At 65.2% G+C, this 15164-nt stretch carries 12 protein-coding genes; all 12 read right to left on the bottom strand.

Features of this window, described 5'->3' with window-relative positions:
* Positions 1–30: 30 nt before the first annotated feature.
* The 12 genes from recN to murD all read right to left on the bottom strand — a co-directional run bounded on the left by recN (position 31) and on the right by murD (position 15161).
* Complete coding sequence (gene recN / locus L0F51_RS06635; RefSeq protein ID WP_234628447.1) at positions 31–1710, bottom strand: DNA repair protein RecN; 1680 nt, start codon at positions 1708–1710, stop codon at positions 31–33.
* Positions 1711–1725: 15 nt separating this feature from the next.
* Positions 1726–2586: an outer membrane protein assembly factor BamD gene (locus tag L0F51_RS06640; RefSeq protein WP_234628448.1), complete on the bottom strand. Its 861-nt coding sequence runs from the start codon at positions 2584–2586 to the stop codon at positions 1726–1728.
* 161 nt (positions 2587–2747) lie between these two features.
* A complete protein-coding gene (lpxC, locus tag L0F51_RS06645) occupies positions 2748–3704 on the bottom strand; it encodes a UDP-3-O-acyl-N-acetylglucosamine deacetylase (protein WP_234628449.1) in 957 nt (318 codons plus the stop codon).
* 243 nt (positions 3705–3947) lie between these two features.
* Positions 3948–5711: a cell division protein FtsZ gene (gene ftsZ, locus L0F51_RS06650; protein ID WP_234628450.1), complete on the bottom strand. Its 1764-nt coding sequence runs from the start codon at positions 5709–5711 to the stop codon at positions 3948–3950.
* An 86-nt stretch (positions 5712–5797) separates the two neighbouring features.
* Positions 5798–7123, bottom strand: a complete 1326-nt coding sequence (gene ftsA / locus L0F51_RS06655) for a cell division protein FtsA (protein WP_255701285.1) — start codon at positions 7121–7123, stop codon at positions 5798–5800.
* Positions 7120–8034: a cell division protein FtsQ/DivIB gene (locus L0F51_RS06660; RefSeq protein WP_234628451.1), complete on the bottom strand. Its 915-nt coding sequence runs from the start codon at positions 8032–8034 to the stop codon at positions 7120–7122. The genes ftsA and L0F51_RS06660 overlap by 4 nt, the downstream gene beginning before the upstream one ends.
* Positions 8022–8954 (bottom strand): D-alanine--D-alanine ligase, encoded by a 933-nt coding sequence (locus tag L0F51_RS06665; RefSeq protein ID WP_370642325.1) that lies wholly within the window; start codon positions 8952–8954, stop codon positions 8022–8024. Before L0F51_RS06665 ends, L0F51_RS06660 begins: the two co-directional genes overlap by 13 nt.
* A gap of 134 nt (positions 8955–9088) precedes the next feature.
* Positions 9089–10030 (bottom strand): UDP-N-acetylmuramate dehydrogenase, encoded by a 942-nt coding sequence (gene murB, locus L0F51_RS06670; protein ID WP_234628452.1) that lies wholly within the window; start codon positions 10028–10030, stop codon positions 9089–9091.
* A 28-nt stretch (positions 10031–10058) separates the two neighbouring features.
* Positions 10059–11471, bottom strand: a complete 1413-nt coding sequence (gene murC, locus L0F51_RS06675) for a UDP-N-acetylmuramate--L-alanine ligase (protein ID WP_234628453.1) — start codon at positions 11469–11471, stop codon at positions 10059–10061.
* Complete coding sequence (murG, locus tag L0F51_RS06680; RefSeq protein ID WP_234628454.1) at positions 11468–12586, bottom strand: undecaprenyldiphospho-muramoylpentapeptide beta-N-acetylglucosaminyltransferase; 1119 nt, start codon at positions 12584–12586, stop codon at positions 11468–11470. Before murG ends, murC begins: the two co-directional genes overlap by 4 nt.
* Positions 12583–13731, bottom strand: a complete 1149-nt coding sequence (ftsW, locus tag L0F51_RS06685; protein ID WP_234628455.1) for a putative lipid II flippase FtsW — start codon at positions 13729–13731, stop codon at positions 12583–12585. Before ftsW ends, murG begins: the two co-directional genes overlap by 4 nt.
* Positions 13728–15161: a UDP-N-acetylmuramoyl-L-alanine--D-glutamate ligase gene (gene murD / locus L0F51_RS06690; protein WP_234628456.1), complete on the bottom strand. Its 1434-nt coding sequence runs from the start codon at positions 15159–15161 to the stop codon at positions 13728–13730. Before murD ends, ftsW begins: the two co-directional genes overlap by 4 nt.
* Positions 15162–15164: the final 3 nt, after the last annotated feature.

Consider the following 15164-nt stretch of genomic DNA (forward strand, 5'->3'; position numbering starts at 1 on the left):
GCCGTCCTGTCGCGCAAAGCCGCGCCAAGCTCAAGAGGCTTGCGTCTCACCCACGATGAGCCGTTCGGCCGCCGCCCGCGCCTCGTCGGTAATCGTGGCGCCCGCGAGCATGCGCGCAATCTCCTCGCGCCGATCCCCAGCCTCGACGCGGGTCACGGCCGTCGCCGTCTTACGCCCTTCGTCGGTCACGCGCTTGGAGATGACGAAATGGCCGTTGGCGCGGGCCGCAACCTGCGGCGCATGCGTGACCGACATCACCTGCACGCGCTCTGAAAGCCGTGCGAGCCGCCGTCCGATCGCCTCGGCCACTGCACCGCCGACGCCCGAATCGATCTCGTCGAAGACGAGCGTCGGAGCAGACCCGCGGTCGGCGAGCGCCACCTTGAGCGCCAGAAGAAAACGGGCAAGCTCGCCCCCGGACGCAACCTTCATCAAGGGCCCGCGCGCCGTACCCGGATTGGTCTGGACCTCGAAGGACACCGTGTCGAAGCCATCCGCACTCCGCCGCGCATCGTCCCGCTGCAGATGCACGTGGAAGGACGCAGCCTCGAGTTTGAGAGCGGGCAGTTCGGCAGTCACCGCATCTTCGAGACCTCGCGCGGCCTCTTCCCGTCGCTCCGACAGAATGCGCGCCGCCGCGACATAACTTTCCTCGGCCTCGCGCACCGCGTTCTGCAGCCGCGCCAGCCGGTCGTGACCGCTTTCGAAATCTTCGAGCTTCGCCGCAAAATCCGCCGCCACGCCCGGAAGCGCGTCGGCCTCGCAGCGATATTTGCGCGCCGCCGCACGAATGGCGAAAAGCCGCTCCTCGACGCGCTCGAGCTCGCCCGCATCATGGCCGAGCTCGGTGACCGCCGCGGCAAGGCCCGAACGCGCATCTTCAAGCCGGTCGAGCGCCTGACCGATCGCTTCCACGATCGCGTCCATCACCTCCGGCATCTCGGCGCTCTTGCGTTCCAGCCGGCGCATGAGAGCGGCCAGATCCGGCACGGGCGAGACGTTGCCGCCCAGGATATCCAGCGCCTCGTTGAGGTCGCCCGCAACCTTCTCCGCCTGCATGAGAAGCCGTCGGCGATCGGCAAGCCGTTCCTCTTCGCCGGGTTCGGCCGACAACGCTTCGAGCTCTTCCACGGCAGCGCGCAGAAAATCGGCTTCCCGCTCGGCCGCCTCGATGGAGGCTTGCAGCTCTTCGGCCTGCCGCTCCGCTTCTCTCAGCACCTGGGCGTGGCCGGCCACTTCCGCCCGATCCCGTTCCAGCCCGCCGAAAGCATCGAGGAGCCTGCGGTGCTCTTCGGGGGCGACCAGCGCGCGTTCGTCGTGCTGGCCGTGAATTTCCACGAGCTGATGGCCGATCTCGCGCAAGAGCGAAACCGACACCGGCTGATCGTTGATGAAGGCGCGGCTGCGTCCGTCGCCCGACTGCAGGCGGCGAAGAACGAGGGGACCGTCGACGTCGATGCCGTTCTCCTCGCACGTCCGGATGACGGCATGCGTCGGAACGAGATCGAAGACGGCCGTCACCTGCCCCTGGTTCGCGCCGGAACGCACCAGCGCCGCGTCGCCGCGCGCGCCGAGAGCGAGCGCCAGCGAATCGAGCAGAATCGATTTGCCCGCGCCGGTCTCGCCCGTCAGGACGCTGAGACCGGCGGCAAAGTCGATCGACAGGCGTTCAATGAGAACGATGTCGCGGATGGTCAGGTTGGCCAGCATGGCCGCCGGAAGCTATCAGGTGGCCTGCCCCGAGCGGAAGGCCCGCGAGATCCAAGATCCCTTGCTTTCCGACGGTTCGACACCCTTGTCCGCCAGAAGTCGGTAGGAATCCTTGTACCAGGGGCTGTCCGGGAAGTTATGCCCAAGCACCGCGGCCGCCGTCTGCGCCTGATCGACGAGACCGAGGGCGAGATAGCACTCGACCAGACGATGCAGCGCCTCTTCGACATGACGGGTGGTCTGATAGGCTTCCACGACCGACTTGAATCGGTTCACCGCAGCCAGATACTCCCCGCGCTCCTGATAGTAGCGCCCGGTCTGCATCTCCTTGCCGGCGAGCTGATCGCGGCCGACCTCGATCTTCCGGCGCGCGTCATCGGCATATTCCGAATCGGGATATTTGCTGAGGATCTGCCCGTAAGCGAGGATCGCGCGCTGCGTCATCTCCTGATCGCGCGTCACGTCGGGGATCTGCCGGTAATATGATTCGGCGATGATGTACTGCGCATAGGCCGCATCATCGCTGGCCGGGAAGAGCGTCACGAAGCGTTTCGCCTCGGTCACCGCATCCGTGTAATTGCCGCGCTTGTAGTTGAGGTAGGCCGACAGGATCATCGAACGGCGCGCATAATCCGAATAGGGATGCTGCTTGTCGATCTCGGCGAACTTCTCCTTCGCCTTGGTCGTCTCCCCTTCCTTCATTGCTGCGAGGCCCTCGTTGTAGAGGACGTCGGCAGGAATGGTCGGTTCCTCCTCGATGATCTTCGTACGATCGCCGAAATTCGAGCAGGCCCCGAGCGAAGCGCCGATCGAGGCAATGAGGAGACTGGCGGCGACGATGCGCAGCCCGGGCTTGGTAGCTTCAGAGAAAGTCATGCATCCACACGGAGCAAAAGGGCACGGGCTGCCTCCTTATCGAAGATCAGGCCGACTGCAAAGCCGCATGCACACCGCAATCGCAAATGTCGGCCGGCTGCGATGGGCACAGCACGCAAAAATGGCTGCCATATGGTGATGGCGCCATCATCTGGTGACGGCTACGAACGGTCGGGAGCGAAGGCGGGGGCGAAATAGCCGGGCAGGCCTTCCGCCTGCTCGCTGCGACGCGGCGCGGGATCGGAGGAAACGAGCCAGCTCCACGCGGAGCGATCTTCCAGAAGCGCCGCAAGCGCCATGGCATTAACCTTGTGGCCGCCGCGATAGGAACGATAATGGCCGATGATCGGCGCCCCGGCGAGAGCGAGATCGCCGACCGCGTCGAGCAGCTTATGGCGAACGAATTCGTCCGGGTAGCGCAGGCCTTCCGGATTGACGACCTTGTCGTCGGCAATCACCACGGCGTTGTCGAGGGAAGAGCCGAGAGCCAGCCCCTTGGCCCACAAGGCCTCGACGTCCTTCATGTAACCAAAGGTCCGCGCCCGCGAGATGTCGCGGCGGAAGCTGTTCGCGGTGATGTTGGCCGCATGCTTCTGCCGGCCGATGACCGGGCAGTCGAAATCGATCTCGACGGTGAAGCGACGCCCGCTATAGGGCAGAAACTCGGCCCAGGAGGAGCCGAGGTCGATGCGGACCGGCTTCAACACCTTGATCGCGCGCGCCCGTGCAGGCTGCGCCACGATACCGGCCTCGTCGATCGCCTCCACGAAGGCCGCGGCACTTCCATCCATCATCGGGATTTCGGCGCCATCGACCTCGATCACGAGATTGTCGATGGAAAGCGCGGAAGTCGCGGCCAGAAGATGCTCGACGGTGGCGACCGAAAGTCCGGCTCCGTCGCCCAGGATCGTGCACATCTGCGTGCCGACGACGGAGGAAGACCGCGCGGGAATGGAAACATCCTCGCCCGCCTCGTTGCGGCGAACGAAGACGATACCCGTGTCCGGGTCGGCAGGAGACAGCCGCAACGTAACCGGCTTGCCGCTATGCGTGCCGATGCCCGTAAGTGTCGCATCCCTGCGGAGCGTCTTTTGGGCGCCCTGAGCGGTCTTTGTCATCAAGCCATCTTTCATGTTGTCGTGCCGGTGGCATCGCGAATCGGAGCGGACCGGCCCTCACCCGACGCGCCGGAAGCTAGCAGCAGCGGTCACAGTTTCGCCAATCAAGCTTTCTTACCTTTTGTTACCGACTTGAGATCCGGCGTTACTCGGATTTCCCTCATGAAAACATAAGCTTACAAAAAACGCGGCCCCGGCGAAAAACGCCGGGGCCGCAAGAGCGTTACAGGCTGTGGGCGCCCATCAGCTGGTCTGGCGCCGCAGGAATGCCGGAATCTCCAGCTGGTCGTCCTCGCTGTGCCCAGCCGCTGCCGGACGGCCATGCGGATCGAGACCACCACGCGCCGCCTGCTCGACAGCACGCCGCTGCTGCGGCCGGCCGAAGGTCTCGGCGGCCGACGGACGGGCCGGCGCCCGCTCGGGGGCGGCAGCGATCCGCGGCTCGATTTCCATGTCGCGAGCCTGACGCGGAGCCTGGCCTTCCTCGCCCTCGCCGTGCTTGGCGAGGCCGTGCGTCAGACGCTGCAGGAGAGAACGCGGACGGCGCTCTTCTTCCTCATTGGCGGCACCCCTGCTGGCGTGGATCTGCCGCTGTGCGATGGCCGGAAAATCCTCCACCTTCGGCATCCGCGGCTGCACGCTCTCCGGCCGTTCCGCCGCCTGCGGAACGAAAGCCTCCTGACGGCGCACCGGGGCCTCGCGCGTCTCCATCTCGTCATGCGCATCACGCGGCGCGATCAGGGACGGTTCGGGGCGAAACGGGCCGATTTTGATGCCTTTCTCCTGGCGGACTTCGGCACGCGGCTGCTGGTTCGTGTGCGGCACGGCGGCGGCTGCGGCAGCGACCTGGCGCTCGACCTGCTGCTGGCGCGGAGCAGCGAGCTCACGCTCCAGATCCTCCGCCATCGCCTCCTCGAAAGAAGGGGCCTTCGCCGCCACCTGCTCGGGAGCCTGACGGGCATGACCTGCCGGACCGCCGACGCTCTTCAGGCGCTGCTTTAACTCCTGCATGCGCTGCTCGGTGTTCTCCGACTGGCGCTGTTCCTGGTCGATGCCGGTGGCGACGACCGAAACGCGGATGACGCCTTCCAGGCTTTCGTCGAAGGTCGCGCCGAAGATGATGTTGGCATCACCGTCGACCTCTTCGCGAACCCGGCTCGCCGCCTCGTCGACCTCAAACAGCGTCATGTCCTTGCCGCCGGTGATCGAGATCAGAAGACCCTGCGCACCGCGCATGGAGACCTCGTCGAGGAGCGGGTTGGAAATCGCCTTCTCGGCGGCTTCCACGGCGCGCTTGTCGCCAGAGGCCTCGCCGGTGCCCATCATCGCCTTGCCCATCTCGCGCATGACGGAGCGGACGTCGGCGAAGTCGAGGTTGATGAGCCCGTCCTTGACCATCAGGTCGGTGATGCAGGCGACACCGGAATAGAGGACTTCGTCGGCCATGGCGAAGGCGTCCGCGAAGGTCGTCTTCTCGTTGGCGATGCGGAACAGATTCTGGTTCGGGATGACGATCAGCGTATCGACGTGCTGCGTCAGCTCGTTGATGCCGGCCTCGGCGAGGCGCATGCGGCGCTGGCCCTCGAACTGGAACGGCTTCGTGACAACACCGACGGTCAGTATACCGGCATCGCGTGCAGCGCGCGCCACCACCGGTGCGGCGCCGGTGCCGGTGCCACCGCCCATGCCGGCGGTGATGAAGACCATGTGCGCGCCGGTCAGATGGTCGTTGATCTCGTCGATCGTTTCTTCGGCAGCGGCCCGCCCGATCTCCGGCTGCGATCCGGCGCCGAGGCCTTCCGTCACCGCGACGCCCATCTGCACGACGCGGTCGGCGCGTGACATCGTCAGCGCCTGGGCGTCGGTGTTGGCGACGACGAAGTCGACGCCCTGCAGGCCTGCTTCGATCATGTTGTTGACCGCGTTGCAGCCCGCCCCGCCCACACCGAAGACGGTGATCCGGGGCTTCAGTTCGGTAAGATCCGGCATATGCAAATTGATGGCCATCTGTTGTCCTTTCGCCGCTGTCCTCGCGTCGGGCATCTGCCTTGCCCACGCCTATTCTCAATTCCCGCTCGGCCCCGCGCCGCGCGTCAGAAACTCTCCCTGATCCATCGCCCCATGCGGGCGAAGTATCCATCCGTCCCGGTCATCGCGAACTGGCTCGGACGTCTCGTCCGGAACTGCTCGATGCGGGCGACCTGGGGATAGGTGATAAGGCCGAGCGCCGCCGCGAAGGCCGGTCCTTTGACCGCTTCAGGCAACGCATTCGCACCCTGCTGCGGGCGGCCGAGACGCACATTGCGTCCAAGCACCCGCCGCGCCGTTTCCGTCAGTCCGGTGAGCTGGCTCGCCCCGCCGGTCAGAACGACGCGTTTGCCGACGATCTCGGCAAATCCCGATTCGTCGATCATCGTGCGCGCCATTTCGAGGGTTTCCTCGATGCGCGGCCGGATGATGCGCGTCAGCGTCGAGCGTGGCACCGCATTCGGTGCGTCTCGCTCGTCCTCGCCGACAGGCGGGATCGTCAAAATGTCTTTCTCGTCGGAGATCGAAGGCAGCGCCGAGCCGTGACGCGCCTTCAGGCGCTCCGCATCGGCAAGCCGGGTCGAGAGGCCGCGCGCGATATCCATGGTGACGTGGTTGCCGCCGATCGGAACGCTGGCCGCGTGAATGAACTGGCCTTCGTAAAAGATCGACAGGCTGGTGGTGCCGCCACCGAAATCGAGACAGGCGACGCCGAGCTGCGCCTCGTCCTCGACGAGGACCGAAAGCGCCGACGCATAAGGCGTCGCAACCACGGTCTCCACTTCGAGGTGGCAGCGGTTGACGGCGAGTTCGAGGTTCGTCAGCGGCGCTTCGTCGGCGGTGACGACATGCATGTCCACCCCGAGCTCGCTGCCGAGCATGCCGCGCGGATCGGCAATTCCCCTGTGCCCGTCGAGCGCATAGCCGATCGGCAGGGAATGGACGACGACGCGCCCGTCGGCGATGGAATTGGCGCAGCCCGCGCCCAGGACGCGCTGAATATCGATCTCCGACACGCCCGAACTGGACAACTCGACTGTGGCAGAAAACGTATCGCTCTTCAGACGTCCGCTCGACACGTTGACGATGACGGAGCCGATCGTCATGTCGGCCATCCGCTCGGCCTGATCGACGGCGATCCGGATCGACTTTTCCGCCTCTTCCAGATCGACGACGGCACCGGATTTGATACCGCGCGAGCGCGTCAGCCCGAAGCCGATCACCTCGGCGTGATGCGTGCGGCCCGCCTGATGATCGCCCTCGAGCGGCTTCAGGCGTGCAATGAGGCAGGTGGTCTTCGACGAGCCGACGTCGAGCACGCTCACCACGGCGGTGCGGCGTGGCGACAGCGGCTTGATGCGGGAGCCGGCATTTTCAGTGATGGCGTTCAAATCTCGCCTCCAGCTTTGGCGAGGCGACGGATCACCGATTCATTCTCCTTGATGACGGTTTCGGCCATATTGTCCGCAAGGCCGATGCGGATGCGGTCCTTGAGGCGCAGATCGATGGTGACGATCTCGCGCGACAGGACGTCGTCCTTGTCCTGCAGGGCCTTCAGGCGATCGATCGCCTCGTCGACCCCGCTCTCGGGCAGCTGAACGGTGATGCCGTTCTTCGTGACGAGATCCCAGCGGCGCTCCGAGACGAGCACCGCCGTGCGCATGCGCTCCGCCAGGAACGGGTGCCGCTGCACCATGGTCATGAATCCGTCGGCGCGGCTGTCTGCGCCCTTGCCGACGACGAACGGAAGTGCGGCGAAGCGCACATCCTTGTACGGCCCGATGACCACACCGGCGCGGTCGATGATCGAGATCACCTCGTCGTTCTGCCAGAGCGCGAAGGGCGTGCGCTCGGTGAGCGTGATGTCGAGCCGGTTCGGATAGAATTTGCGGATGTCGGCGTCTTTGACCCAGGGCAGCGCGATGAGCCGCTCGCGCGCGTCGCTCGCGTCAAATCCGAGCAGCGACCCACCACGAATGTCGAGCTGATCGACAACCGCGGATTCGGGCGTTTCGATCTCGCCCCCGATGCGGATCTCCTGAATGCCGAAAAAGGCGGCGGCAACGGTGCGGTCGAGCAGCGTCAGCATGTGACCGCCGGCGATCAGACCGTAAAGAATGGTGGCGCCCAGGAAACCGATCGCGGCGACCTGGCCGTAATGGTGCTGCCGGCCGGTCTGCATCTTTTCCACGATGCGACGCAGGCGCGGCGGCACGGCGCGATTCAGGGTATGGCCGAGACCGGCGCTCAACGCGTCGACCCGAGCCCCCTGATCTGCCAGCCACGTCCCTATCGTCGGCACGATGCATCCTCCACAAGCCACGTCACCAGATCCCCGAAACTGCGGCCTGCATGGGCCGCCATGTCCGGGACCAGGGAGGTCGGCGTCATGCCTGGCTGTGTGTTCACTTCCAGCCAGATGAGCTCATCGCTTTCCTCGCAGTACCTGAAGTCGCTGCGAGACACTCCGCGACACCCGATGGCACGATGCGCCTCCAAAGCGAACCTGCGGATATTTTGGTAAACAAATGGTTTAAGATTGGCCGGGAGAATGTGCTTAGAGCCCCCCTGAAGATATTTTGCATCAAAGTCATAGAAGCCGTGGCCAACGGGAACGATGTCGATGACGTCGAAGGCCTCCTCCTCACCCGGCCGTCCCATAACGGCACAGGTGAGCTCCTTGCCGGCGACATAGTGCTCGACCAGCACCTCCTCGCCATAGGTCCAGGCATCGCCCAAAAGTGATTGCGGCGGATGCGCCTGATCCTCAGGTACGATCGTCACGCCGAAGGACGAGCCTTCGTTGATCGGCTTCACGACATAGGGGGGCGCCATGACGTGTTCGCGCGCCGTTTCCTCGCGGGTGACGACACGCTGTTCTGCGACCGGCACGCCGACATTCGCGACGACGGTCTTCGCCTTGACCTTGTGCATGGCGAGCGCGGAGGCGAGCACTCCGGAATGCGTGTAGGGAATCTCCAGGATTTCCAGGAGGCCCTGGATCTTGCCGTCTTCGCCGAAAGGCCCGTGCAGAGCGTTGAAGGCAACGTCCGGACGCAGATCGCTGAGAACTCTTGCGATATCGCGCCCGACATCGACGCGCGTCACCCGATAGCCCCGCTCCTCCAGGGCATCGGCACAGGATTTGCCGGAGGAAAGGCTCACCGATCGCTCCGACGACCAGCCTCCCATCAAGACGGCGATATGGGTGTTGCGGGTCACGGCAGCGCCTCCCTCTGCTCCAACCGACGCGCCTGGCGCTCGGTCCGCATTCGAACGAAGCCGCAATCTCGACCCGAAAGGGTTAGAAATCGTTAACTAAGAGGTGGATCGGCGATTCTTTGAAAGGCGCCCACTCAGGCACCCAGGAACGGCTCGACCTCGCCCGTCTCGCCGAACCGGCCGAGGCGCCGGACCTCCCAGTCGAGCCGCACGCCGGAATGGGCTAGGACCCGCGCCCTCACCGTCTCGCCCAACAATTCAAGGTCGTAGGCGCTGGCGTCATCCTCGTTGATGAGGAAGTTGCAATGCATCTCGGAAACGCGCGCCCCGCCGATCTTCAGCCCTCGGCAACCGGCGGCATCGATCAGCTCCCAGGCACGCTGGCCGGGTGGATTCTTGAAGGTCGAACCGCCGGTGCGGGTCTTGATCGGCTGCGCCTCTTCCCGGTGTTTCTGCACCGCATCCATCTCGGCTCGGATCTCGTCCTCGGGCCGTTTCTCACCCCTGAAGAGCGCTTCGACGAAGATGAGATCCTTGGGCGCGTCGCTGTGGCGGTAGGAATAGCCCATCTCCGGCTGCGTCAGCACATGGCGGTTGCCCTGGCGGTCGAGCGCCACGACCTCGATCAGCCGATCGCAGGTTTCGCCGCCATTGGCGCCCGCATTCATCCTGAGCGCCCCGCCGAGCCCGCCCGGTATCCCATGATAGAATGCGAAGCCGCCGAGGCCCGCATCGAGCGCCGCCTTGGCGAAGAGCTTGTCGGGAAGTGCGGTGCCGACGCGAATGAGATCACCATCGACCTCGATCTTACCCAGCCCTTTGCCGGAGAGGCGCACGACCACGCCTTCGATCCCGCCATCACGGATGAGGAGATTGGAGCCGAGACCGATCACGGTCACCGGCACCTCTTCGGGCAGAGCTTTCAGAAGAAAGGCGAGATCGTCGGCATCGGCCGGCATGGCGAGAAGATCCGCCGGCCCGCCAGCCCGCAGCCAGACGATCGGCGCGAGCGGCTCGTTCGCCTTCAGCCTGCCGCGGAAGCCTTCGAGCAGGCCCTCGAGTTCCTGAGCGCGCATCACAATCCCTGCCGATCGAGCTTGAGGCTCACGCGGCCTCGTCTCGCGCATTGAGCTCGCCCGGCAGAGCATTGGCCCATTTCGAGATCGAGCCCGCGCCGAGGCACAAGACCATGTCGTCAGGCTTCGCGACATCGGCGATCATGCGGGCAAGCTCGGCTTCGCTCGGAAGCGGTCGCACGTCGCGATGTCCGCCGGCCCGCAACCCGTCGACGAGACTGTCGCGATCGGCCCCTTCGATCGGGTCTTCGCCTGCCGGATAAACGTCCGCCACGATGACGGTATCGGCATCGTTGAAGCAGGCGCAGAACTGATCGAAGAGATTGTGGAGGCGGCTGTAGCGGTGCGGCTGCACGACGGCGATGACGCGGCCGCGGCAGCTCGCGCGGGCAGCCTTCAAGACGGCGGAAATCTCCACCGGATGGTGGCCGTAATCGTCATAGATGGCGACGCCGTTCCAGGTGCCCGTCAGCGTGAAGCGGCGTTTGACACCGCCGAACGAGGCGAGCCCCTTGCGCACATCCGCTTCCGAGACGCCGAGCGCCCGGGCGACTGCGATCGCAGCCGTCGCGTTCGAGACGTTGTGGATGCCCGGCATCGGCAGAACGAGGTCGGAAAGCGTCTCCGTTTCACCCGTCAGCCGGTCGCGCCGCTCGATCGAAAAATGCGATTCACCCGGCACGAAGCTCACCGAGTGAAACCGAACCTCCGCCTGGAGATTGGAGCCGTAGGTGATGATGCGCCGGTCTTCGATGCGCTTCACCAGCGCCTGCACCTCGGGATGATCGAGGCACATCACGGCAAAGCCGTAGAAGGGCACGTTCTCCACGAAGGCCATGAAGGCTTCCCGCACCTTTTCGAAGGAGCCGTAATGGTCGAGATGTTCCGGATCGATATTCGTCACGACGGCGACGTCGGCCGGCAGCTTGACGAAGGTGCCGTCGCTCTCGTCCGCCTCCACCACCATCCATTCGCCGTCGCCCATGCGGGCATTGGTGCCGTAGGCATTGATGATGCCGCCATTGATGACGGTCGGATCGAGACCTCCCGCGTCGAGCAGCGCCGCCACCATGGACGTGGTCGTGGTCTTGCCGTGCGTGCCGCCGATCGCAACCGCGGATTTGAGCCGCATGAGCTCGGCCAGCATCTCCGCCCGGCGGACCACCGGCAGACCCTTGGCGCGGGCTTCCTTCAGCTCGGGATTGTCGCGCTTGATCGCCGAGGACACGACGACGACGGCGGCCTCGCCGAGGTTCTCCGCCGCATGCCCGATCATCACCTTGGCCCCCTTGGCGCGCAGGCGGGCGACATTCGGGCTGTCGGAGACATCGGAACCCTGGACCTGACAACCCTGATTGATCAGCACCTCGGCGATGCCGCTCATGCCGATGCCGCCGATCCCCACGAAATGGATCGGGCCGATGTTGTAAGGCATTTTCATTGGCGATGTCCTCGCGTCAGGCTGACGAGCTCGTCGACCTGATCGGCGAGCCTTTCGGCCGCGTCCGGCCGGCCTGCCTTTTTCGCGGCGGCGGCCGCTGCGGCCAGTTCGTCGGGATGCGCTATCAGCTCCTTCAACCGCGAGGCAAGGGCTTCGGCGGTCAAAGAGCCTTCTTCCATCATCCAGCCGCCGCCGACATCGGCGAGAAGGCGGGCATTTTCAGCCTGATCCTGATCGATCGCATGCGGGAAAGGGATGAGGATGGCCGGACGACCGATAACGGCGAGTTCCGACACGGTCGACGCCCCTGCCCGGCTGATGACGAGATGGCTTGCGCCGATCTTCGCCGGCAGATCCTGAAAGAAGGAGGCAAGTTCCGCCGAGACATCGAGACGGCCGTAGAGAAGCCGCACCGTGTCGAGATCCTCCGGCCGGCATTGCTGCACGATCTGAAGCCTTGCGCGCAGCGCTCGCGGCAGAAGCGCGATCGCCTCCGGCACCAGTGACGACAGCGCGCGCGCACCTTGACTGCCGCCGAAGACGAGAAGGCGGAAGCTGTCGTCCTCGCCGGCTGGCTCATAAGTCGTCTTGCCGGCGTCGATGACGCTTTCGCGGACCGGATTTCCGGTGAATGCAAGGCGCTTCGCAGAGGCCGCACCTTTCGGATCGGGAAACCCGGTGGCAAGTGCTGCACCGGCCTTCACCAGCAGCCTGTTGGCACGGCCAAGAACCGCGTTCTGCTCATGCACGAGGGCGGGCACACGTGCCATACGCGCGGCAAGGAGCGGAGGCACGGTCGGGTAGCCCCCGAAACCGACGCAGATATCGGCACCAAGTTGCCGCAGCAGTTTTCGCGATTGCAGGACGCCGCGAGAGAGCTTCCACATGGAGGAGACGGCGCGCACCGGATTGCCGGCCGAAAGCGTCGCCGCATCGATGGCGTGGAGTTCGTCGGCCGGCAGATCGGCCGCGTATTGCCCCGCCCGCTTGTCGGTGACGATCGCGACATCATAGCCGCGCTTTTTCAGCTCGGCCCGCAAGGAGATTGCCGGGAAGAGATGCCCGCCGGTTCCCCCGGCGGCCAGCAAGGCCAGCGGCCTGGTCTTATCGCTCATAATTGCTCAGCAAAGCTCGAATGCGGCATGACGGTCACCTTCCGCTCCGCGCGCTCGCGCGACAGGGCGAGGATGAAGCCCATGACGACGGCGCTCGAAAGCAACGCCGAGCCGCCATAGGAGATGAACGGCAAGGTCATGCCCTTGGCGGGCAGAAGCTGCAGATTCACGCCCATATTGATGAAGGCCTGCAGGCCGATCTGGATCGAGAGGCCGGCGATCGCCATGCGCTCGAACGGCTGCTTGCGCCGCAGCGCATGCATGAGCCCCCGCATGACGATGAAGCCGAAGATGCAGATGAGGGCGAGGCACAGGATGATACCGAACTCCTCGGCGATCACCGCGAAGACGAAGTCGGTATGCGAATCCGGCAGGATCCGCTTCATGACACCCTCGCCCGGTCCCGATCCGGACCAGCCGCCGCGCTCGAAGGAGCGCATGGCGATATCGACCTGATAGGTGTCGCCGCCTTCCGGATCGAGGAACCGGTCGATGCGCGAGGTGAAGTGCGGAAACATGAAATAGGCCGCAAAGAGACCGGCGACAGCCGTGCCGGCAAGCCCGCCAACCAGAGGCAGCGAGACACCGGCCAGGAAGAAGACGGCACCCCAGACGGAGAAGATCAGGATGGTCTGACCGAGATCCGGCTCGGCCACGAGCAGCGCCGCCGTGATGATGAGCAGGATGACGGCAAGAAGCTTGCCCGGCACTTCCGGATGTTTGGAGCCTTCCGCGAACAGCCACGCCACGATGACGATGAAGGCGGGCTTCAAGAACTCCGACGGCTGCAACGACATACCAGCGACATAGACCCAGCGCCGCGAGCCCTTCACTTCGTCGCCGATGAAGAGCACGGCGACCATCATCGACAGAGAGACGAGGAGGATGAGAAGCGCGAGCCGCCGCACCTGACGGGGCGTGAGCAGCGAGATGCTGAGAATGATCGCCGTCGCGGTCGGCGCGTACATCGCCTGCCTGAGCGCGAAATGATAAGTCGAGAGGCCGAGGCGTTCCGCAACCGGCGGGCTCGCCGCAAAGGACAGGACGACGCCGGCCGCGAGCAGAAGAAGCACTAGGAAGAGCGTCGTGCGATCGACGGTCCACCACCATTCGGCAATCAGGGAACGATCGCGACGACTGATCATGACGCGGTCTCCGAGAGCGCAGCCTGCTGCGCGGATGCATCGTCCAGGGCGTTGACGGCGGTGACGAAGGCTCGCCCGCGCGCCTCGAAATCGGGGAACTGATCGAAGGAAGCCGCCGCCGGCGACAGCAGGACGACAGGCTCGTCCTCGGGATCGAGCGCCGCATCTTCCGCCGCCATCCGGACGGCGCGTGCGAGCTCTCCGGCGATGACATGCGGGACCCGCGCGGCAAGCGTGGCGGAGAATTCATCCGCCGCCTCGCCGATCAGATAGGCTTTCGCAACGCGCGGGAAGAAACCGGACAAGCCGTGAATGCCGCCCGCCTTCGGGCGTCCGCCGACGATCCAGTAAACGGGCTGAAAGGTCGCCAGAGCGGGCGCGGCCGCATCGGCGTTGGTCGCTTTGGAATCGTCGACGAAAAGCACCTTGCCGCGCCGCCCGACGATCTGCATCCGGTGTTCGAGCCCCGGAAAGCTCGCCATCCCCGCGGTGATCTGAGAGACCGGCACGCCGAGCTCTCGCACCGCCGCATAGGCGCAGGCAGCATTCTGCCAGTTGTGACGCCCGCGCAACGATGGGAACGCTGAAAGATCGAGCCTCTCGCCGTTGCGCGCATCCGTCATCTGCCCGGCATCGTCGACGTGAATGTCGGCCGCGTCCCGCTCGCGCACGGTGACGCGGGCAAGGCGTGGCGCCTGGGCTCGTCCGGAAAGCGCGGCGGCGACCTCTTCCATATCGGTCTCGTCGATGCCGAGGACCGCAAGATCGTCGGCCCCCATCTTCGCAAAAATCCGCTCCTTGGCCAGACGATAGCCGGCCATGTCGCCATGGCGGTCAAGGTGATCGGGCGTCAGATTGAGCCAGACCGCGACGTTCGGCCGAAGGCGGTGGCAGAGATCGAGCTGATAGGACGAGAGCTCCAGGACATAGACAAGCTCTGGAACATGGTCACGCGCCGAAGGTGCTGCGAGATCGAGCGCGGAGCGGCCGATATTGCCCCCCACCTCGACCGCAATTCCGGCCTCGCCGAGGAGATGGCCGATGAGCGCCGTCGTCGTCGACTTGCCGTTCGTGCCGGTGATGGCGACGAAGCGGGCCTGACCTTCGAGCTCGCGAAACAGAAGCTCCGCGTCGCACAGAATTTCGACGCCTGCGCCCCGGGCCATGCCGACGATCGGATGCGGCTCGGGATGCGTGAGGGGCACGCCGGGGGCAAGCGCCAGAGCGGCAAGCTCTTCCCACGGCCATTCAGCCGGCTCTTGCAGCGTGACGCCCTCGCCCGCCGCTTTTGCCCGCGCATCTTCCCGGTTGTCCCAGGCATAGACGCGCGCCCCGCCGCTGACAGCGGCCTTGACCGTCGCAAGCCCGCTGCGGGCGAGCCCGAAAACCCCGAGACTTTTTCCTTTGAGATGGGAGAGAGGGATCGACATCGC

Source organism: Afifella sp. H1R (assembly GCF_021462425.1).
GTDB lineage: Bacteria > Pseudomonadota > Alphaproteobacteria > Rhizobiales > Afifellaceae > Afifella > Afifella aestuarii.